Here is a 22,635-nt window from a genome sequence, read left to right as displayed (position 1 = left end):
TAGTGCCTCACCGGCTGAAGCTGTTAACGTTAGACCCCTTCGACACTAAGTGAACCATGCTAGCCCTATTCTAGGTCAGCGCTAGAGTCAACGTCAAGTGGAACGGTCATACCAGGCAGTCTTTGCTGCGAGGAGACTTGCAGCTTATAATAGGTGCTACAGGCAAGCTCTCCGGGAGGCCATGATGAACATCTTCGAGCTGCGCGAGCATCTGATCGGCGACTACGCTGCCTATGTCCGAAGCTTTCTCCAGATTCGCGATCCCCAGATTCGCGACTATGTCACGCAGGAATTTGAGCGTGGACTGCTCTGGCCGGAGCCGCTCATCCAGCTCAATCCGCGCTTCCAGCCTGGGGCCACCATCGACGAGCTGGTTGCTGAGGGCCTACTCCATCCCGACTGTGCCCGTATTTTCCGCCGCGGCAAGTCGAGCCAGGAGCCGGCGGGTTATCCGCTGCAGCTCTACCGTCACCAGGACGAAGCGATCCGCCTGGCTATCCAGGGCCACAGCTATGTCCTCACCACGGGCACAGGCTCTGGCAAAAGCCTGGCCTACATCATTCCGATCGTCAACTATGTCCTGCAGCATCCTGGCCAGCCGGGCATCAAGGCCATCGTCGTCTACCCGATGAACGCCCTGGCCAACAGCCAGAAGGGAGAGCTAGAGAAATACCTCGGCCTGGGCGCCGGCGAGCATGGAGTACGCTTTCGACGCTATACCGGCCAGGAGACTGCCGACGAGCGACGTGAAATTATTGCAAATCCCCCCGACATCTTGCTAACCAACTACGTGATGCTAGAGCTGATCATGACGCGCCTGCACGAGCGCCCGTTGTTGGATGCCGCCAGGCTGCGTTTTTTGGTGCTCGATGAGCTGCATACCTATCGCGGGCGCCAGGGGGCCGACGTCGCCCTGCTCGTGCGCCGCGTACGCGATAGGCTGACGCCGCCCGGCGAGACCCTCCAATGCATCGGCACCTCGGCCACACTCATCAGCGACGAGGGGCAGGAGAATCAGCAGCGCAAGATCGCCGAGATGGCCTCTCTGATCTTCGGCACCCCCATTCGGCCCGAGCACGTCATCGGCGAGACTCTGGAGCGCGTGACCGAGGAGGTCGATACCTCTACGCCGACCTTCCGCGAGCGCCTGAGCGCCTGTGTCCGTGATCCCGAAGGCAGGCCGCCTGAGCGCTATGAGGAATTTCTTCGCGATCCTCTGGCCATCTGGCTGGAAGAGACGTTTGGCATCACGAAGCACGAGCGCGGCTATGTACGCTCCCAACCGCGCCGCATTGCCGGCGAGGGCGAGAGCGCGGCGGCCCTCCTGGCACAGCTGACCGGTGCTTCACCAGAGATCTGCGCCGCCAAAATCAAAGCCTGGCTGCTTGCGGGCTATGAGCAGGTGCGCGATCCCAATACTGGCATCCCTCCTTTCGCTTTCCGGCTGCATCAATTCATCAGCAAAGGCGATACTGTCTATGCCTCGCTCGCCTATCCCCACGAGCGCCATCTGACGCTCCAGCCCCAGCAATATGTGCCTGGCAGCCGTGATCAGCTGCTCTTTCCGCTGGTCTTCTGCCGCCAGTGTGGCCAGGAGTATTATTGTGTGCGCTGGCTGAATGACCAGACGCTGATCGCGCGCGATATCCAGGATCAATACGAAGAAGAGGATGATGCCGGGAGCGAGACGGATAGCGGTGGCAGCCGCAGCCGCAAAGCGGGGAAGGCTGGGCGTGGTGGTCAGATCGGCTTTCTCTATCTGAGCCAGGAAGGCGCCTGGCCTGTTGACAGGGGTGAGATCGAGGAGCGTCTGCCGGGGGACCTGAAGGAAGTGGTCAATGGTCGGGAGCGCGTCATTTCCTCTGCCCGTCGCTCGGTTCCGCTGCCGCTTTATCTGCGGCCCGATGGCACCCTGGCCCAGCATGAGGGCGAGGGCCTGCTCTGCCACTTCATTCCGACGCCCTTCCGCTTCTGCCTGCGCTGCAAGGTCACCTATAGCGCTTCTCAGCGCAACGATTTTTTCAAGCTGGCCTCCCTCAGCTCGGAAGGGCGCAGCACGGCGACCACCCTGCTCTCGCTCTCGACCATTCTCCATCTGCGCGAAGGTGACCGTCAGGGTCAGGCTGGCAACCAGCCCGAAGGCCGGCGTATGCCCGCCAAACTGCTCAGTTTCACTGATAATCGTCAGGACGCTTCACTGCAGGCCGGGCACTTCAACGATTTCGTCGAGATGGTCCTCTTACGGGCGGCGCTCTATAAAGCAGTCAAGCGCGCTGGTAAGGCAGGTCTCCCGCACGATGACCTGACCCTCCGCGTCTTCGATGCCCTCGAACTGCAACGGACGCAGTATGCTGCCAGCAGCGAGGAGGCCTATACCCCCTACAGCATCCGTCTCAAAACCGACGAGGCCCTGCGTAACGTCCTCGGCTACCGCCTCTATCGCGATCTCCAGCGCGGCTGGCGTATTACCTCTCCCAACCTGGAGGAGTGCGGCCTGCTGATCATCGACTATCCCGATCTGCCCGATGTCTGCAAGGAGACAGCGCTCTGGCAAGAGAGTCATCCAGCCTTGCAGGCTGCCTCATCCGAAGTGCGTCAGAGGCTCTGTCGTACACTGCTCGACGAGTTGCGCCGCGGCCTGGCCATCAAAGTGAATTATCTGGACCCCCATTTTCAGGAGAAGATCAAGCAGCAGAGCAGTCAATACCTGGTCCCGCCCTGGGGACTGGATGAAGATGAGGAGCTGCTCTATGCCAGCCGCGTCTTTGCCCACCCGCGCAGCCGGACCCATGAACGTGAGTCCGTCAGCAATCGCTATCTGTCTGGCCTGAGTCGCTTCGGGCGCTACGTGCGACAGGAGTTAATATCGGCTCTGGGTTCCAGTCTGCAATTGACAGTCGAAGACCGGCAGCAGATTATTCGCCAATTGCTGGCTGGTCTCTGCAAGGCCGGCCTCGTCGAGGCCGTCACGGAGGACGAGCGTGGGATGGGGCGCGGCTATCAGCTTTCCGCCGCAGCCATGCGCTGGCTCCCCGGCGATGGTCGCATACCCTACCATGATCCGCTGCGCATTCTGGAGCTACCGCAGGATCAGGCTATGCCTGTCAACTCCTTCTTTGTCAACTTCTATCAACGCTGTGCCGAAGATATTCGCGCCCTGCAGCAGATCCAGGCTCAGGAGCACACTGCCCAGGTACCAGCAGCGCGGCGCCAGGAGCGCGAGGAGGCCTTTCGCCGGGCCGAGCTGCCGATCCTCTACTGCTCGCCCACGATGGAGCTGGGGATCGACATTGCTGATCTGAACGTTGTCAATCTGCGCAACATCCCACCAACGCCTGCCAACTACGCCCAGCGCAGTGGGCGCGCCGGACGTAGCGGCCAGCCAGCTCTGATCATCTCCTACTGCTCGACTGGCAGCTCGCACGATCAATACTTTTTCCGCCATCCCGAGGAGATGGTCAAGGGGGCGGTGACGCCGCCGCGTATCGACCTGACCAACGAAGACCTGATTCGGGCCCATATACACGCTATCTGGCTTGCCGAGACGGGCCTCTCACTGGGTCAATCGCTCAAAGACCTGCTGGACCTCTCCGGCGATCCGCCGGCCCTGACCATTCAGGCTCACGTGCGTCAGTCGCTGGAAGATGGGCAGGCCCGAGAGAGAGCACGGGCGCGGGCGGCGCGGGTCTTGGAGACCCTGCGCAGCGACCTGGCAGAGGCACGCTGGTATAGCGAGAACTGGCTCGATGAGGAGCTAGGCCATATCGCCCAGCGCTTCGATCAGGCCTGCGAACGCTGGCGGGGCCTCTACCGTGCGGCGCTTGCCCAACGCAATACCCAGGACCGCATTATCACCGATCCTTCGCGCAGTCACCAGGATAAGGAGAGTGCCCAGCGCCTGCGCGCCGAGGCCGAGTCACAACTGCTGCTGCTGACCAGTGGCGATCACGATAACGATGTCAATGTCGAACAGTCCGACTTCTATAGCTATCGCTACTTTGCCAGTGAGGGCTTCTTGCCGGGCTACAACTTCCCGCGCCTGCCGCTCTCGGCCTATATCCCGGCACGCCGTACCAGGCAGCGCGATGAATATCTCTCGCGTCCGCGCTTCCTGGCGATTGCCGAATTCGCGCCGCGGGCGATCATCTATCACGAAGGCTCACGCTATGTCATTCATCGCTCGCTGCTGCCGCGGCAGGCTGATGGCTCGGGCATCATCACCTCCTCGGCGTACCTCTGCTCCCATTGTGGCTACCTGCATCCGCTGACGGCAGAGCGTAGCCTGGAGGTCTGCGATGCCTGTCAGCGTCCGCTGAGCCGGCGCCTGGACCAGCTCTTCCGCCTGCAGAACGTCTCGACGCGGCGCCGTGACAAAATCACTTCCGACGAAGAGGAGCGTTTGCGCGAGGGCTATGAGATCTACACCGCCCTGCGCTTCTCCGAAAGCCGCGGGCGCTCCTTGCGTGTCGTCGCACGCATAGAGAGCAGGGGCCAGACGCTAGGCTCTCTGATCTACGGGCAGTCGGCAACGCTCTGGCGCATGAACTTCGGGCGGCTGCGACGGCGAAACGAGGCCAGGCGCGGCTTTGTCCTCAACAAGGAGACGGGCGAGTGGGGCAAGGAGGATGCCATTGCCAGTGACCCAACTGATGCCCTGCCGGCTGGCACCATTCGCGTCATTCCCTACGTCGAAGATACGCGCAACTGCCTGCTTTTCAAGCCGGAGCAGGAGCTGGATGTGGCACAGATGGCCTCGCTGCAGTCGGCGCTCAAGAGCGCCATCCAGCTCTGTTACCAGCTTGAAGATAACGAGCTGGCCGCGGAGCCATTGCCACACGCCGATCAGCGTCAGTTACTGCTCTTCTACGAGGCTGCCGAGGGTGGGGCTGGCGTCTTGCGCCAGTTGATCGATGTGCCGGAGGCGCTGGCGCGAGTCGCATGCGAGGCTCTGCGGCTCTGCCACTATGATCCCGAGACCCTGGAGGACCGGCGCCGGGCCTCGCGCGCCCGCGAGGACTGTGAGGCGGCCTGCTACTACTGTCTGATGACCTACGCCAATCAGCGCGACCATCGCTTGCTGGATCGCGCGCGTATCCGTGATCTGCTGGCCGAACTAAGAGAGTGTCGCGTCGTGCTGGCTGAGGAGACGGGTCCCGCGCTCGCTGCGACTGCGGCAGAGGAGGTGTCTGCCACGCTGCTGGATGAGGCCCGCGAGGAGATCGAGCGCGAGTGGTTGCGCTGGCTGCAGGAGCAGGGCTATCGCCTGCCGACCCGCGCCCATTGGCAGCCGCCGTATTGCTCGGCTACCCCTGACTTCCTCTACGATGGGGATGCTGATGCGGCAGCCATCTATGTCGACGGCGACGGGCCTGCCGGCGTTGCCCGCGCCGCCCGCGATGTGGAGAGCAGTGAGGAGCTGTACGATCAGGGCTATCTGGTCCTGCGTTTTGGCCCTCGGGAGCAGTGGGGTGAGCTATGTCGCCGTTATCCACACATTTTCGGGAGGGAGCCATGAATTACGCCGTCGGTTCTCTGGTCAAGGTGCGAGGGCGTGAGTGGGTGGTATTGCCGGAGTCGAGCGCCGATCTGCTGGTCTTGCGTCCCCTCGGCGGGACCGATGAGGAGGTCACAGGGGTCTACCTGCCGCTGGAGCCGGTTGAGCCGGCGCAGTTTGCGCTGCCTGATCCGCGTCAGTGGGGTAACCACCCCTCGTGTGCCTTGCTCCGTGATGCCGTGCGCTTCGGCTTCCGTGCCAGTACGGGGCCTTTCCGCTCGTTTGCCCATCTGGCGTTTGAACCGCGGCCCTATCAGCTCGTACCGCTATTGATGGCCTTGCGCCTCGATCCGGTACGCTTGCTGATCGCTGACGACGTGGGGATTGGCAAGACTATCGAGGCGGGTTTAATCGCGCGCGAGCTGCTGGATCGACGCGAAGTCAGGCGCCTGGCGGTGCTCTGTCCGCCGCATCTGGCCGAGCAGTGGCAGGCTGAGCTGCGCGAGAAGTTTCACATTGAGGCGGAGCTTGTGCTCTCCAGTACGGTGGCTCAGCTAGAGCGCAGGCTGCCTGAGCGGGACCTCTCGCTCTTCGAGTACTATCCCTTCGTCATTGTGTCGCTGGACTTTATCAAGGCGGACCGGCGGCGCGACGAGTTTTTGCGGACCTGCCCCGAGCTGGTGATTGTCGATGAGGCCCATACCTGTGCTTTCCCTGGCCACGAGCGGAGCGGGCGCCATCAGCGCTATCAGCTGGTCGCCGGGCTGGCGGCTGACCCGCGCCGTCACCTGATCCTGGTCACGGCTACGCCCCATAGCGGCAAAGAGGAGGCCTTTCGCTCGCTGTTGGGCTTCCTGAAGGAGGAGTTCAAGGAGCTGCCGCAGGACTTGAGCGGGCGGGAGAACGAGCGTCACCGCATCCGTCTGGCGGCGCATTTTGTGCAGCGACGGCGCGCCGATATCCGCTCCTATTTGGAGCGTGAGACGCCGTTTCCAGAGCGTGATGATCGTCTGGAATCTTATAAGCTTTCCGATAGTTATCGCCGATTGATGCAAAAAGCCCTCAGCTATGCCAGCGAGGTGGTGCGCGATCCCACTGGCGGGCAGACGCGGCGTCGGGTACGCTGGTGGTCGGCGCTGGCCCTGCTGCGCTCGCTGGCTTCGAGTCCGGCGGCGGCAGCGGCCACGCTGCGGAGCCGCGCCCAGGTGGCTGGAGCCGAGAGCGTAGAGGAGGCCGATCAGATTGGACGCCAGACGGTGTTTGATCTGCTGGACAGCGATGCGACCGAGGGCCTCGATCTGGTCCCGGGCAGCGACTTCGAAGAGGGAGACGAGGAAGGGGCGGACATCAGCGAAGAGCAGCGGGTTCGACGCCGTCTGCTGGCGATGGCGCGCGAGGCCGAGGCTATTACCTCTGAGCAGGATATGAAGCTGCAAAAGGCGATTGAGCTGATCAAGGGGTTGGTGCAGGGAGGCTATCAGCCGATCGTCTTCTGTCGCTTCATCCCGACTGCCGAGTATGTAGCGAAGGCGCTGCGGAAGCGTTTGCCGGAAGAGATTGAGGTCTCGGCCATTACGGGTCTCTTGCCGCCGGCGGAGCGCGAGAACCGGGTCCTGCAGCTGGCTCAGCACGAGCGCCGGGTCCTGGTCTGCACCGATTGTCTGAGCGAGGGTATCAATCTCCAGGAATATTTCAATGCCGTGCTCCATTATGACCTGTCCTGGAATCCGACGCGCCACGAGCAGCGAGAAGGGCGTGTCGATCGCTTTGGGCAGGCCAGCCCACTGGTGAAAGTCATAACGCTCTTTGGGGAAGATAATCAGATCGATGGGGTGGTGCTGCGGGTCTTGCTTGAGAAGCATCGGGAGATTCGCTCGAAGCTGGGAATTTCGGTGCCGGTGCCGCTGGATACCGAGCAGGTGATCGAGGCGATCTTTGAGGGCTTGCTCTTGCATGAGAGCCTGATCGGAGCGCATGCGGGGCAGCTGCTGCTGCCGGGCTTTGAGGACCTGCTGAAGGGGGAGCAGAGGAATCTCTACCGCGAGTGGGAGGCGGCCTCTGATCGAGAGCGCCGCTCGCGCACGCTCTTTGCGCAGCATAGTATCAAAGTGGAGGAGGTCGCTCAGGAGCTGCGCGAGGTGCAGGCGGCCATCGGGTCGAGCGAGGATGTGGAGCGCTTTACGACCGAGGTGCTGCAAGCCTATAAGGCCTCTCTGAAACAGCTTCGCAGCGAGCCAGACGTCTGGGAGGTCGATCTGCGGGAGACGCCTGCACCTTTGCGTGATGCTGTCAATCTGCCGCGCTATGCTGGTCCCAACGGCCAGCATCTGCGGGTGAGCTTCAGACGCCTGGGCCTGCCGCGCACGCTCTATCTGAGTCGTACGCATCCATTCGTTGAGGGGCTGGCGACCTATGTGCTGGATACGGCCCTTGATCCGGTCGATGATGTGAATAATCCTCGCGTTGCTCGACGCTGTGGGGTTTTTCGCACCAGCCATGTCGAGAAGCGCACGACGCTGCTGCTGGTGCGTCTGCGCTTTCATCTGCGGACGGCGACGCGCGGCGAGGAGGAGGCGCTGTTAGCGGAGGAGTGTCAGCTTTATGCCTTCCGTGGGGCACCGGCGCAGGCCGACTGGCTTGAAGATGCTGAGGAGATTGAGGCGCTGGCCCAGGCGCCTGCCGAGGCCAATCTGGCGCCGGAGCAGATTACGGATTTTCTGCAGCGAGTCATCGATGGGTATCCACAGCATCTATTGCCGTACCTGGAGGAGCAGGCCCGCAGGCGGGCTGAAGCCTTGCGCGAGTCGCATCGGCGCGTGCGTCAGGTGGCGTCGCTGAGCCTGCGGCAGCTGGCGGTCGAGCCGCTGCTGCCGCCGGATGTGCTGGGTATCTATGTCTATCTTCCTTTGCTGGCCCGTTGAGGTAGGAGGCCCGGGCGAGAAAAAAAGAAGACGAACGAGCAAGTTCTTGCTCTGACAGGCGACCATCGATTCTCTCAAGGAAAGGCGGAGGCATCTATGCAGCAACGGCAGGAGATCACTTTCTCGACGATCGAGTCTGAGGGGGCTTTGCTGCCGCCGGATCTTCTGGCGCGCATCGATCAGGGGGATAAGGCGCTGGGTGGGCTGAGTTCTGCTGAGTATCATTGTCCAGGCGAGCAGTTGAACGAGGTGATCAGCGATGCCTGGGCGCGCGTCCGCCGGCGCTGGCTGCGCTTTCAGGAGGCGCTGGTGCGCTATCCGCAGATGGATGAGACGCAGCTGACGCATGAGCATTGGCTCTTGCCGCTTTTCCATGAGCTGGGCTATGGGCGATTGGTGAAGGCGTCTCCGCAGGTGATTGGGGAGAAGAGCTATCCGATCACTTATTTCTGGGGGCAGCTGCCCATTCATCTGGTGGGCTATCGGACCGATCTCGATCAGTCTCAGCGTCTCGCCAGCGGTGGCCGCAGCAGTCCTTTTAGCCTGGTGCAGGAGTGGCTCAATCGTTCGTCTGGCCATTTGTGGGGCATTGTCTCGAATGGGCTGCGCTTGCGGCTGCTGCGTCGCAACGTCAGCCTGACGCGCCAGGCCTATCTGGAGTTCGATCTGGAGGCCATGCTGCGCGGAGAGGTCTACGCCGATTTTGTGCTCTTCTGGCTGCTCTGCCATCAGTCACGCTTTGAATGTGAAGACAAGAATCCCGCTGAGTGCTGGCTGGAGCGCTGGTCACGGCAGGCGCACGAGGATGGGGTTCGGGCGCTGGAGCATTTGCGCCAGGGGGTGACCACAGCTATCGAGGAATTGGGGCGTGGCTTTCTGGCGCATCCGGCCAATCATGCTTTGCGTGATCGCTTGCGCTCCGGTGAGCTGAGTGCGGATGATTATTATCAGCAGTTGCTGCGTCTGGTCTATCGTTTGATTGTGCTCTTTGTGGCGGAGGATCGCGATGTGCTGCTGCGGCCCGATGCTGATAAGGAGGCGCGGAGGCGCTATGTGAACTATTATTCGACGGCGCGGCTGCGTCGTCTGGCGCGCGCGCGGCTGGGGACGCGCCATAGCGATCTCTATCGGGCGCTGCGTCTGGTGATGGAGCGGCTGGGGAGCGAGCAGGGCTGTCCAGAGCTGGGGCTGCCGGCGCTCAATGGCTTTTTGTTCTCGCGTGAGGCCCTGCCCGATCTGGCTGACTGCGAGCTGACGAATTATGCGCTGCTGGTGGCGGTGCGGGCCTTGGCGACGGTCCAGGATGAGCAGAAGGTCCTGCGTGTCGTCAACTACAGAGACCTGGGGTCCGAGGAGCTGGGCAGCGTCTATGAGTCGCTGTTGGAGATGCATCCTTCCATCAATGTGGAGCAGACGAACTTTACGTTGGAGGTGGTCGCGGGCAGTAAGCGCAAGACGACGGGGACCTACTATACGCCGACCAGCCTGATCGAGTGCCTGCTTGATTCGGCGCTGGAGCCGGTGCTGGAGCGGGCCTGTGCGCAGCCTGATCCTGAGCAGGCTATTCTGAGTCTGAAGGTCTGCGATCCGGCCTGCGGGAGCGGCCATTTTCTGATTGCTGCAGCCCATCGCATTGCGCGCCGGCTGGCGGCGGTGCGCACGGGCAGCGAGGAGCCGGGACTGGAGGCCCGGCGGCGAGCCTTGCGCGATGTGGTGGGGCGCTGCCTCTATGGGGTCGATGTGAATCCGATGGCGGTGGAGTTGTGCAAGGTGAATCTCTGGCTGGAGGCGCTGGAGCCGGGCAAGCCTTTTTCTTTCCTGGATGCGCATATTCAGTGCGGCAATAGCCTGATCGGGGCGACGCCGGCCCTGCTGCGCGAGGGCATTCCCGATAGCGCTTTTGAGAAGGTCGAGGGCGATGACTCCGCGCTGTGTGGGGAGTACAAGAAGCTCAATCGGGCCCAGCGGGCGGGCCAGCTCAGTCTGTTTACGCTGGATGCGCAGCTCTGGCAGGACCAGGGCCGGATTGTGGAGAGTCTGACGCGCATGGAGGCGATTGGTGATGATGATGTTGAGCAGTTGCATCGTAAGCAGGAGCGCTATCGTCAGTTGCTGAGGTCGCAGGAGTATCAGCGGGCGCGCTGGCTGGCCGATGCCTGGTGCGCGGCCTTTGTCTGGCGCAAGCGACGAACGGCTGAGTTGCCATATCCGGTGACGGAGGGGATCAGGCGCAAGTTTGAGGAGGCGCCCGAGCAGGTGCCGGGCTGGATGATGGCCGAGATTGCGCGCCTGCGCGAGCTGTACGGTTTCTTTCACTGGCACCTGGCTTTTCCAGGGGTCTTCCGTCTGCCGGAGCTGGGCGAGGAGCCGGAGAACCCCGAGACTGGCTGGTCGGGCGGCTTCGATGTGGTGCTGGCTAATCCGCCCTGGGAGCGCATCAAGCTGCAAGAGAAGGAGTGGTTTGCCTCGCGCCGGCCTGACATTGCCAATGCGCGCAATGCGGCGCAGCGGCGGAAGATGATTGTGGCTTTGCAGGACGAGGACCCTGCCTTGTACGCTGCTTTTGAGGAGGAGCTGCAGCGGGTGGCCTACGAGAGCCATTTCGTGCGCAACAGCGGGCGCTTTCCTCTCTGCGGACGGGGCGATATCAATACCTATTCGATCTTTACTGAGACGATGCGCCTGCTGCTCGCCCCGCGCGGGCGTCTGGGCTGCATCGTGCCCTCCGGGATTGCGACGGACGATACGACGAAAGCGTTCTTCCAGGATATCATGACTGCGCGCTCGCTGCTCAGCCTCTATGATTTTGAGAACAGAGAGCGCCTCTTTCCTGACGTGGATAGCCGCACGAAATTCTGCCTGCTGACGCTGACCGGTTCCGCGGAGCCGGTGTCGCAGGGGGCGACCTTCGCCTTTTTCCTGCACAAGGTGGAGGAGCTGCAGGAGGCGGAGCGCTGCTTTACTCTTTCCGCCGAAGATGTGGCTCTGATCAATCCCAATACGCGCACCTGCCCCGTCTTTCGCTCGCGCCGCGATCTGCAGCTGACGAAGGCCATCTATGAGCGCGTGCCGGTGCTCGTCAAGGAGGGCCCTCCTGAAGAGAATCCGTGGGGGGTAAAGTTTACTACGATGTTTCATATGACCAACGACTCGCATCTCTTCCGCACGCGCGAGCAGTTGGAGCGCGAGGGCTGGCGGCTGGAGGGGAATATATTCTACAAAGATGGGAAGAGGTGGCTGCCGATATTTGAGGGGAAGATGACCGGCATGTACGACCACAGGGCTGCAAGCATTGAGATACATCCTCAGAATCCTTTTCGCCAACAGCAGCCTCATCCCAGCTCGATAGCGGAGCGTCAGGACCCATACTTTGCGACGCTGCCTTATCTTTGGGCCCCGGAGCAAGAAGTCTATAGGCGTATTCCTAGCAGATGGAAACAGGCATGGTTTCCGGTGATTAAGCAAATAACAGCCTCGACCAATGAGCGGACACTTATCGGAACCATTATTCCGCGAACTGCAGTAAGCTATACACTTTATATTACAACTGCCAATCTAGATAATCAGAGTATTATAAGTTGTTTACTTGCATGTATGTGCAGCTTCGTAGGAGATTATATCCTCAGGCAAAAACATGCCAAGCCGTCTTTACCCATGGGTGTAGTGTATGAATCTGCCTATCTGCCACCTTCCATCTTTCTAGAGAAAGCGCCGTGGGCTGATGAGCCACTTCATTCCTGGATCACCCGGCGAGTGCTCGAACTCACCTACACCGCCTGGGACCTGGCCGCCTTCGCCCGCGACAGCGGCTACGACGGGCCGCCCTTCCGCTGGGACGAAGAGCGGCGCTTCCTCTTGCGCTGTGAGCTGGACGCCGCCTACTTCCACCTCTACGGCATCGCCCGCGACGACGTCGACTACATCATGGAAACCTTCCCCATCGTCAGGAGCGAAGACCTCAAGCGCTACGACGACTATCGCACCAAGCGGGTCATCCTGGAGATCTACGACGAACTGCAGCGCGCCAGCGCAACGGGCCAGCCCTATCGCACGCGCCTCACACCGCCGCCCGCCGATCCCGCCGTCGCCCATCCGCCGCGCTCCAGCTAACCCGGCCAACCCTGGCCTGGCCAGCGCCTCATCTCCCTTCGGACGCCCGCCCCTCAGCGGCCAGGGCGTTGAGGAGACGCCGGCCAGGCCAACAGCACCCGTGTGGCCGCCCCCAGTGGCTAATGCTCCAATAAAAACCCTCATCTCGCGCCTGGCCCTCACCGACCTCATGGAAGGAAACCAGCGATCCCGCCGCCATCCCGGCAGCCATCAAGCCGGGTCTGGCCGTCCTCGTTGCCTGCCTGCTCTGAGCCACGCGCATCAGGCACAGAAGAGAAAGAAGATAGCGCCCTGCATCTTCCTTCGTCTCCCCTGCCAGCAGAAGGAGGAGAGAGCTATGAGAAGCTACCTCCTCCCTCGTCCTTCGGCTAACGACCAACCTGCTGCCAGCCAGCAGCGGGCGCATCACGATCATAGATCGTGATCGCATAGCCGTCGGGATCTAGAAACGTAAACTGCCGACCGAAACGCCCGGTCGCAAGGGGCCGTAGAATAGGCACCTCTGCAGCTACCAGCGCATCGTAAACCGCCTGACTATCAGCCGCCTTGAACCAGATCGCCGGCGTCTCGATCGGAGCAGGCAGAGCCTCCCAGTTCGTATCGGGCGGCGCCTGAATCAGGCCAAAGGGAACAGGGTAGGTCAGAAAAGCGATCCCTCGGGGAAACACTTCAGGATCGCGGCGCAATCCCAGCACAGTTTCATAGAATCGCGCCGAGACCTCCACATCACGAACCTTCAGACCGATAAAGGCCGGTCCCTTCAAATCAGGATTGTTGGTCATTTCGTCCTCTCTTTTCTCAAGCTTCTGTACATTGCAGACCAGTAATGGACCCATCTGGCTTCAGGAGCTGACCATCCCGCTTCCTCCCTGCCATCTGTCACGGCGGCAAGAACAGCGCACAGCCTGGGTCCCTACCAATAAGACTGGCGCAAGAGCAAAAAGTGTGCGCCCGTGCACCTACAAAAAAACTCGCCACCACCGCTGCTCAGCTACACGGCAAGCGGACAGGCGGACCAGACTGGATGTGCTACAATGGAAAGAGCGACTGCTCCCTCACCCTGAGCGAGCACCCTGACCAGACGGATACCCAATATTCACCCGCAGAGGAGCAACAATGACCAGGTATAAGCAGGCTCGAGCGCAGGCCCAGCCTTTCCCCAGCGGTCTCCAACCATCCCCTGCCTCTCCCATGACCGGCCCAGCTCAAGCCAGCCAGCCCCCTGATATTGGCTTCCTCCTCGAAGCCCATCGCCAGGAACTGCTTGCCTACTGTTACCGTCTGCTCGGCTCACTGCATGACGCCGAAGACCAGGTTCAAGAGACACTTCTGCGCGCCTGGCGTCACTTCCAGAGCCTCAAAGACACAACCTCCCTGCGCGCCTGGCTCTACAAAATCGCCACCAACGCCTGTCTTGACGCCCTCAAGCAACGCCCGGCCAGGACCCTGCCGCTGGCCGCCTTCCCTGCCGCTGATCCTGCCCACCCCATTGCCTCCCCGCTCGCTGAAGCAACATGGCTTGAACCATTCCCCACGAGCTGGCTCACCGAAGCAGCAGAGAATCCTGAAACACGTTACACGCGCACAGAAAGCATCTCGCTCGCCTTCCTCACTGCCCTGCAGCTGCTTTCCCCCCGTCAACGCGCCATCTTGATCCTCGCCGATGTCCTGGACTGGCGAGCCAGCGAGATCGCCCAATTGCTCAACAGCTCCACCGCCGCCATCAACGCCGCCCTGCACCGCGCGCGCGCCACCCTGGAGAAGCACTATCGCCCACCCGCCAGTGAGCCAGCACAACCGGGCGCCCTGGACGACACGACGCGCCAGCTCCTCACGCGCTACCTCCAGGCCTGGGAGAGCGACGACGTCGAGGGACTGGTCGCCCTGCTCAAAGAAGATGCCACCCTCTCCATGCCGCCTTACGCCGCCTGGTATCAGGGGCACGCCGCCATTCGTGCCATCCTGACAGCCTGTCCCCTGCAACCGGCAAAAAGACGACAGTGGCGCCTGCTACCAACCGTCGCCAACGGGCAGCCTGCCTTTGCCGTCTATCGGGCCGATGCTGCCCAGCAGGCCTATCGGGCCTACGGTATCCAGGTGATTTCCCTGCAGAGAGACGCAACGGAGCGCGCGCGCCTCGTCACCAGCGTGATCATGTTCCACACCGCCTCACTCGTCACCCGCTTTGGCCTGCCGGAACAGCTCCCTATCCCGACGAGCTTGGGCCATTAAGCAGCCCGTCGCAGCGCCTCCGCATACTGGACCCCTGCCCTCTTTTTTGAGAAAGCCCCTCATCAGCGGCCCTGAAGGATAGGCAGCCCCCTTGAATAGCAGCCGATTCTCTGTTATGCTCTCTAAGAGCGGAGCAAGCATCAGGAAAGATTGAACAAGAAAAGTTGAAGTGGCGGTACAATGATTAGCAACGGGGTTCTGCGCGCTTCTCCGCCCTCACAGAACCTGTGACATCCTCTGCATAAGGTGGTGAATCTGTCCGATGGAAGACCTGCCCCATGTCGCCGAGCCACTCTTCCAGCTAGAAGATGTTTCCAAACGTCTGATCAGCAAAGCAGGAGAGACCGTCATCCTCGCGCAGCTCTCATTCACCATCCCGCGAGGCAGCTTCTTTGCCATCAGCGGCCCCTCGGGCAGTGGCAAATCGACCTTACTCAATCTTTTGACAGGTATTGATCGACCCAGCAGCGGGCGTATCCTCTTCGAAGGCAAGACCTTAAACACGCTGAGCGAGAACAAACTGGCCGCCTGGCGCGGCAGGCATGTGGGCATCGTCTTTCAGTTCTTCCAATTGCTTCCCACTCTCACCGCTGAAGAAAACATTCTCCTGGCTCTGGAACTTGGTGGCAGCCTGCCTCACCGTCGCTGGCGCCAGCGAGCCAGCGAGTGTCTGCAGCAAGTCGGCATGGTCGATTACGCCAGGCGTCTTCCCAGCCAGCTCTCCGGTGGCCAGCAGCAGCGCGTTGCCATCGCACGTGCCCTGGCCAACGATCCGCCCGTCCTCGTAGCCGACGAACCGACTGGCAACCTCGACTCGCGCACGGCCCTGGAGATCTTCACCCTCTTTGAGCAGCTCAATGCCACGGGTAAAACCATCATCTATGTCACCCATGATCGTGACCTGGCCGCTCGCGCCAGTGACCGTATCGAGCTGCTCGATGGCCACCTCGTGCACCAACACTCTGCCCTGAAAGTACCAGTCAAGGAGCATCAAGCCTAGAGAGAGCGAGGCGGGCATGAAACCGACCACCAAAAAAGCCGTCCAGGATCTCCTCCGGCGCAAACTGCGCACCGCCCTGACCATCTTGGGCATCGCCATCGGCGTCATGGGACTGTCAGCCGTCATGCTGGCTTCGGACCAGCTAGGGCGTAGCCTGACATTCAGCCTGGACACTTCGACTCAACCCGACATTCAGTTCTTCACCACCCCGACTGCCCCCACGATCACCACCCTTCTCCAGCAACAACCGAACGTACAGCAAGTAGCAGCGCAAACCTTCGTTCCAACCCGCTGGGCTATACCCAGTGGCCATCAGCCTCTCACCATCCTCGGTTTGCCCGATCTGCAGCATCCCGTTTTTCACCCTTTTGAACTCGTCGCCGGGCACCTCCCGAACGGGCCTGATCAGGTCCTGATGGAGGCGAACGATCGCACCGTCACCCCCTTTCAAGTAGGAGGCCAGATCACCGTCAGCACACCCGGAGGCGAGCAGTCGCTTACCGTGGTCGGCCTCTCGCGCACCCGCGGCCTGCCCGCTCCCAGTCTCACTGGCAGCGCCGTCGCCTACATGCGCCAGCAAGATCTTCAGAGCCTGTTTCACCTGTCTGGCAGCAATATTTTCTTAATTCGTCTCGATCACTACGACCAGCGTCAAGCCACAGCCAGGCAACTGGCTCAAGTACTGCGCGCTCATGGCATCAGTATCCTCAGTGCCACCATAGGGCACGAAGCCAACGAAGGCCAGCAGCTGCTAGATGGTCTCTTTGCCATCATGCAAGTACTCTCGATCATTGCCCTCCTGCTCAGCAGCTGCCTGTTGCTCAGCACCATCACCACCCTGCTGAGCGAGCAGATCCCGATCATGGGCACCATGAAAGCCCTGGGAGCGCGGCGCCGTCAGATCATGCGCAGCTATCTCCTCAGCGTCCTGCTCTATGGGTTAGCGGGCACCCTCATCGGCCTGGGGCTGGGGATTGCCCTCGGCAGCCTGCTTGTCAACTATCTCGCCGACCTCATGACACTGGATATTGGTCCGCTGGCCCTCAACCCCAGCCTCTTCCTGATCAGCGTCGCCTTGGGCCTTGGGGTGCCCCTGCTGGCGGCCTTGCTACCCATCTGGCTGGGCACACGTGTCAGCGTTCGGCAGGCCCTCAGCGGCTATGGACTGGTGGACAGCCAGGCTGGACAGCTCTGGAGCCGCTTCGTCGGACGAACGTTGGCTTTCCTACCTCAGCGAGTGCATCTGGGAATACGCACCCTCTTCCGCAAGCGTCTCCGCACCGCTTTAACGCTGCTGGCACTGGCGATCACCGGCTCCGCCTTCCTTTGCGTACAGATCACCAGCACCTCTCTGGGCAATGTCCTGAGCCAGATCTTCAGCAGCTACCAGGCCGATATCTTTGTCTCCCTGGACACCCCTCAGCCATTCAGCAGGCTCCAGCCCGAGCTACTCAACGTCGGGGGGGTTGCCACTGTGGAACCCCTCAATCAGGTCAGCGTGCGCACCGCCTGGGGCAGCAGTGTCCTCACCGGTCTGCTCCCGGACACCCAGCTGTATCGCAAACAGCTCCTTGCCGGTCGCTGGTTCAGCTCTGCCGATGAGAATGTGGTGGTCATCAGCAATGTCTGCGCCCAGAAGACTGGTCTGCACGTGGGCGACAGTATCACGGTGAGCACTGATCTGAATAGCGCTCGCTGGCAGATCATCGGCGTTGTGCAGGACTACAACGATTTCGCCGAGGTGGGCACTTTGCTTGTCCCCCTGCGCCAGGCCGCTCAGTTTATGAGTCTCCCTTCCGGAGAAACCTCGGCCCTGATGATTCGCGCCAGCAGTCGGGATCAGTCCGCCATAGATGCCCTGGCCCGGCGCCTGGATGGTCTCCTGAGCCAGTCGAATCTACAGGTTACCATTCAGACAGCGCAGCAGGAGATCCAACGTAATCAGAACCAGTTCCTGATTTTATACGCCTTGCTCTACTGTGCTGTGGCCATCATCGCTCTGGTCGGCGTCCTCAGTCTCTTCAACATCCTGACCATGAGTATCCTGGAACGACGGCGTGAGATCGGCATCCTGCGCGCCCTCGGCGCGAGTGGGGGGAAGGTCGCCCTGGCCTTCTGGACCGAAGGTCTAACGCTCGCAACCGTGGCCTGGCTGCTGGCCCTGGTAATGGGCCTGCCGGCGGGCTACGGCTTTATCCAGCTTCTGGGGAAGCTGCTCTTGCCCGTGCCCTTCACGCTCAATCCGCTCAGCCTGCTAGGCATGCTGCTCTTGATCCTGCTGCTGGCCTCTCTGGCCAGCCTGGGCCCGGCCTGGGGCGCGGCTCGTCTCAACGCGGCGCAGGCGTTACGCTATGAGTAGTGTATATCCTGTCTAGCTGGAAGAATATAAAATTTAATGGTGATATCTAGTTTTGATTATCTGCCCGGTTATCGGGCGGACTGAAACGCCTCTTGCTCACCTGGTAGAGGAAACTGCTGCTCTATACTGGATAGTAATTTTGGGCTATAGAGGAGTAGTCAGAGTAAATTGGCTTTCAAAGCACTTTACACAGAGGCTTCTCTATGGTATTACTATCAAATAGGAGTGACAAACACTCTCTTCCACTAAAAATCTTATAGACGATCGCAGTGGGAGGAATCATGCAGCAGCATGAAAGAGCACTCCTGGAGCAGATAGAGGCTGAGCTGCAAGCCAACGGCGTCGCGCTTGATCCTCTCCTGCACTATCACGAGCGCCGTCTCTCCCTCTTCTGGAGGGGTTATCACCTGTTGCTGCACGCTGCTCAGCAGATCTATGGTGCTATTCCTCCCTTCCTCTTCAGCGCCTTTGCCCCCGAGGACGCCGGTGCTGGTGCCAGCCTTCAGCAATTGATTTATCACGCTTTAGGAGGTCGCCGCCTCCATGACGAACTCAGCGTCTTAGGTTCCCTCTACAACAGCCTTCTCGGCTTGATCGATAAGTGCACTGACGAATTCTCGCAGCTGCTTCCAGCCCTGCGCATTGCTCTCACTCCCCAGACGCTCCTGGCTCTCCTACAGCTTGAGCGCCCGCTGCCCTTGCCGCGCCCGTCGCTCGACGTGGAGAGCAACGCTGGCGATGTGGCCCGTCTCGATCTCCTGCTGACGGGCATCGAAGCCTATGTGGCGCGTGCAGCCCGCCTCGCGCGGCAGTCTGGCCGCCAGCACCTCTGGAGTGATTTCTGCGCCATCTATAGCGAGTTGATGGAGCATCAGTTTGCCAGCGCTACTCTCGCCTTTGCTACCTGCGAGCCGTCGTCCTTGGCTCTGGCCACAGCCATCGGACGTACGGCGCCGACCCTCTGGTCCTATTTCATCAATGCCTGGCTGGCTGAAGATACCCCCGAGGCAGACCGGCGCCAATGCTATCGAGAAGCTGTTGAGGCCTGGGGCGAGGCGGTCGTCCTCAGCGAAGACCTCTGCGATCTTCTCGTAGATATCAAAGAAGGGCGCTGGAATAGCGTGACACTCCTGGCTGTACTCGAATACGGGCTGCCTCTCACGGCGGCCTCGCTGCGTGAAGCTCCTCAAGAGGCTCTTGAGCAGCTGCTGATCGCGCGCATCCCTGCCCTGGTCACGCGGCGCATGTGCCTGCGCTATCGGCAGGGCTTCGAGCAGCTGGAGGCGCTGGCGCCAGGGCAGTTCAGCGCGCTGGAAGTCTTCGAACGCGATCTGCTCTGCTACCCTCTCTTCTCCCAGCAGATGGATAGGCCCTCTCTGGTGACCCGAGCCGAGCGGAAGCAGCCAGGGGCCGCTCCGACAGCGATCCCGGGCAGCGCTGATCAGGCCGCAGTGGGGCAAGAGGACCGTCGTGACCCTGGACAATCTATGCCCCGCCTCACACTGACCCATTTCCCCGACCTCGGTTTCAGTCTGATCGCCTCGCCTGGAGCCTCTCAGGCTGCCCTCTTCCGCCATGAGGACGGACAGGTCTTTTCCCTCGCTGGCGACCTTGCCTCTCTCATCAGGCAGGCAGCCCACGGCACTCCGCGCTCGTGGCTGGAGGAGAGCTGTCGCCGTCAGGGCAAAGATCCACGCGCGTTGGAGACCTTCTTCCGTACGCGCGTCCTGCCTTCTGCTGCCGCCGCTTCCCCTACCAGAGAGGGTATGACCAGCATCTATCGCCTCATTCCTGTCACTCGTCCACCGACTCTGGCTCTCCAGTTGGGATATCTGGGACAGCACCTGGCGGAACGGATTACCCAGCTTGGTCAGCGGGTGCGGCAGCAGGGAAGCCTCTATGGCGTTCTCCTGATCAGTGCCTCCGAACATGTTCCTGCCGACCCTGAAGCCTGGTGCGTCGAACTGCAAATGTTACGCGATCTGGTGGATGAGATCCAAATGGAGACCGATGCCGACCTGCGCATTGTGCTGCGTGCTCATGCGGCCCTCTGCTCGGAGATGGCGGCAGCGGCGCCGACAGTCGACCATCTCTCGGCAGGACTCACGCAGCATGACGAGTATTTCCCTCTGGCAGCTCTGGGGGCAGGCTGGAAAAGCGTCAGTATTCGCCTGCGCGATGCACGGCTGGACGAGGCGCCTGCTCTCCTGCGCCGCTGGCGCGATGAAGGAGCACGTTTCTTCGAACTGCCCCTACCGCTGGCGACACGCCTCTATCCCCTGCTCCGCTCAGAACTGCTGCCTACTCCCGGAAGGCGGGCCTTGCTCGTCCATCACTATTGCCTGATGTTCGCCCGCTTGCTGCGCCGCGAACAGATGGCCTCCCCTCACCTACCTCCTGGCAGCCACTGCGCTGGTGGTCCCTCCTGTTGGGCGCGCCAGCTCTGTGCTGCCTATCCACAGGGCGATCCGCTTTGTCGCGCACGCTGCCAGCTGGCGGCTCTATCTATTTATGATTTTGAATATATCGTTTTGCGGCTCAAGCGTTTTCTGGCGCTCCTGGGGGAGGGCAAGCGCTTGCCGCCGCTGCTGGACTTTGTCGGCGGCCTGGCTGATGCCATCGCTTTGGGCTGGGAAGGAGATGCAGGGCACTGAAGGGGCTTGCCTCCCGTCAGCAGAACGGCACAAGTGCCGTGCCACTCCACGCTGGCATGGTTTGACGACCGGAAAGCAGGTGAGATATCGATGAGCACACCGATTGCGGCCTCGACGATTACCAGACGAAGCGTTGGCTACCAGCCCCTTTCACGTTTGCCGGAGACCTTCCATGCCATTCTTGATGAGCGCTACCAGCAAGCCCTGATCTACCATCCAGCGACAATGACCTTTTATGAGGTGGCTTGGCCTGTAGCCGAGGCAGTGCGGGCCTGGGAGCTGGCAGGTAGACAGCTTGGACCCCTGGCCACTGAAGAGCGAGCGCTGGCTGAGCGAGCGCTGCGGGTCCTGGGCGAGCGCGTCGCAGCCAGGCCGCCGGCAGAGGAGGATGCTGAGGAGATCAACACGCGGCGGCTGCGGCGACTGGCTATCAACGTCACTCAGGTCTGCAATCTGCGCTGCCCGATGTGCTACGCCACCGACGACCAGCTCGGGGCTGGTACCTATGGCTCGGATGTCAGGTTCGTCATCCCCAGTGTCCCGGAGCAGGCCTTTAAACGCATGCTGGAGTACTATCCCGAGGGCGTGGAACTCATCCAGTTTCATGGGGGCGAGCCGTTGCTCCATCCGCGCGGCATCCAACGTGCCTGCGAACGCATCAACGCCTACTGTGCTGAGCACGGCATTGAGCCGCCGGTCTACACAGTGATCACCAACGGCACCTGTCTGAGCGAAGAGGTGCTTGATCTGATCGAGCGCTTCGCCATCCGGGTCACCGTCTCACTGGACGGAACTCGCGAGATCAACGATGCCAACCGTCCCTGGGCGCCCGGGCGCAGCGCCTACGACGCGGCGGTCGCCGGGCTGGAGCGACTCAAGCAGCGTAAGCTTGGTCCTTTCTCGATCGAATGTACGATCAGCAAGCCCCACGTGGGGGTCGACCTGCGTGAGCTCGCTCTGCACTTCAAAAGCCTGGGCGCGGCCACGATTCACATGGCCCCAGCAAGCGTCAGTCCCGACCATCCCCACTGGCTGACTCCCGACGAAGTCCGGCAAATGCTGGAGCAATGGCGCGACCTCTTTGACGAGGTCATGGATCGCTACGGTACCCGTGAGCCGCTCTATTTGCGCTCGGTCCTGGGGCGCCTGACGACGCTGCGTACGCGCCACCGCGAAAAACATCTCTGCCCGGCTGGGACTAATACGATCGCGGTCGATGTGGCCGGCAATATTTCTGCCTGCTTCATGTTCACGGGCCAGCGCGAGTTTCAGCTGGGGCGAGTCCAGGGCAAGGCTCAGCCTGAAGAGTATCGCGCTCGCCAGCGGCGACTGGTGCAAACCTTGCTGGCCCATCCCTCCCTGTGCAATACGTGCTGGGCCGATGGCGTCTGTGGCGACTGCAGCGCCGGGCAATACATTACCGGCATGCGGACCCAGGAGAGCTATCCCTATAGTTGCCAGTACGATCGGCTACTGATTGAACGCGTGATCCTTGGTCTGGCCCGCCTGCGGCGAGATCCGAGCGCCTGGTCCCAGTTGAAGGCCAATCTGATCGCCGCCCCCGAGGATCTTTCTGAATAGGAGCGTTTCTTCCTTCCCTGTGCCTGCCAGAAGGGCGCAACGCCCTGAATAAGCCAGCCACGGGAGATCGCTGTGCGTAAAAATACCTGTCAAGCCTGTCTATCTCCTCAAATAGGAAATACTCTGTTTGCATGAAGTGAGAATATCTCTGGAGGAAGATAGACAGGGGCTGAGGACGGGTCACGCTGCACTGGAGCCAGGCGGTGTGGCGTCTTGTCAGTCTAGGTGAACTGTCTGGCTGGGTAGCCATCCGGAGCGGCCCGGCTAAGGAAGACAGTCAGCCT

The 22,635-nt window shown here is 61.3% G+C and carries 9 protein-coding genes; 8 read left to right on the top strand and 1 reads right to left on the bottom strand.

Annotated features, from left to right (window positions below; all coding sequences use genetic code 11):
* The first annotated feature begins 181 nt into the window (after positions 1 to 181).
* The 3 genes from KTAU_RS11510 (at position 182) to KTAU_RS11500 (ending at position 12,525) form a co-directional block, all read left to right on the top strand.
* Positions 182 to 5,515 carry a DEAD/DEAH box helicase family protein gene (locus KTAU_RS11510; protein WP_151728513.1) on the top strand — a complete coding sequence of 1,778 codons (5,334 nt, stop codon included), beginning with the start codon at positions 182 to 184 and terminating at the stop codon, positions 5,513 to 5,515.
* Entirely contained in the window at positions 5,476 to 8,415 is a 2,940-nt protein-coding gene (locus tag KTAU_RS11505) for a DUF8741 domain-containing protein (RefSeq protein ID WP_228026415.1), read from the top strand. Before KTAU_RS11510 ends, KTAU_RS11505 begins: the two co-directional genes overlap by 40 nt.
* A gap of 96 nt (positions 8,416 to 8,511) precedes the next feature.
* The gene (locus KTAU_RS11500) at positions 8,512 to 12,525 is read left to right on the top strand and encodes an Eco57I restriction-modification methylase domain-containing protein (RefSeq protein ID WP_151728512.1); all 4,014 of its coding nucleotides are present in this window, start codon (positions 8,512 to 8,514) and stop codon (positions 12,523 to 12,525) included.
* Positions 12,526 to 12,893: 368 nt separating this feature from the next.
* On the opposite strand, the gene KTAU_RS11495 is transcribed toward KTAU_RS11500, so the two are convergent.
* Positions 12,894 to 13,307: a VOC family protein gene (locus KTAU_RS11495; protein WP_151728511.1), complete on the bottom strand. Its 414-nt coding sequence runs from the start codon at positions 13,305 to 13,307 to the stop codon at positions 12,894 to 12,896.
* Between the two features lie 334 nt (positions 13,308 to 13,641).
* On the opposite strand from KTAU_RS11495, the gene KTAU_RS11490 reads away from it, so the two are divergent.
* The 5 genes from KTAU_RS11490 (at position 13,642) to KTAU_RS11470 (ending at position 22,351) form a co-directional block, all read left to right on the top strand.
* Positions 13,642 to 14,757 carry an RNA polymerase subunit sigma-70 gene (locus tag KTAU_RS11490; RefSeq protein ID WP_228026414.1) on the top strand — a complete coding sequence of 372 codons (1,116 nt, stop codon included), beginning with the start codon at positions 13,642 to 13,644 and terminating at the stop codon, positions 14,755 to 14,757.
* A 262-nt stretch (positions 14,758 to 15,019) separates the two neighbouring features.
* Positions 15,020 to 15,757, top strand: a complete 738-nt coding sequence (locus KTAU_RS11485; protein WP_151728510.1) for an ABC transporter ATP-binding protein — start codon at positions 15,020 to 15,022, stop codon at positions 15,755 to 15,757.
* A 16-nt stretch (positions 15,758 to 15,773) separates the two neighbouring features.
* The gene (locus KTAU_RS11480) at positions 15,774 to 18,116 is read left to right on the top strand and encodes an ABC transporter permease (protein WP_151728509.1); all 2,343 of its coding nucleotides are present in this window, start codon (positions 15,774 to 15,776) and stop codon (positions 18,114 to 18,116) included.
* 281 nt (positions 18,117 to 18,397) lie between these two features.
* The gene (locus KTAU_RS11475; RefSeq protein ID WP_151728508.1) at positions 18,398 to 20,770 is read left to right on the top strand and encodes a hypothetical protein; all 2,373 of its coding nucleotides are present in this window, start codon (positions 18,398 to 18,400) and stop codon (positions 20,768 to 20,770) included.
* A 90-nt stretch (positions 20,771 to 20,860) separates the two neighbouring features.
* The gene (locus KTAU_RS11470; RefSeq protein ID WP_151728507.1) at positions 20,861 to 22,351 is read left to right on the top strand and encodes a radical SAM/SPASM domain-containing protein; all 1,491 of its coding nucleotides are present in this window, start codon (positions 20,861 to 20,863) and stop codon (positions 22,349 to 22,351) included.
* Positions 22,352 to 22,635: the final 284 nt, after the last annotated feature.

Origin of the sequence: Thermogemmatispora aurantia (assembly GCF_008974285.1) — a bacterium.
GTDB lineage: Bacteria > Chloroflexota > Ktedonobacteria > Ktedonobacterales > Ktedonobacteraceae > Thermogemmatispora > Thermogemmatispora aurantia.
This window is presented reverse-complemented; position numbering and strand designations above follow the sequence as displayed.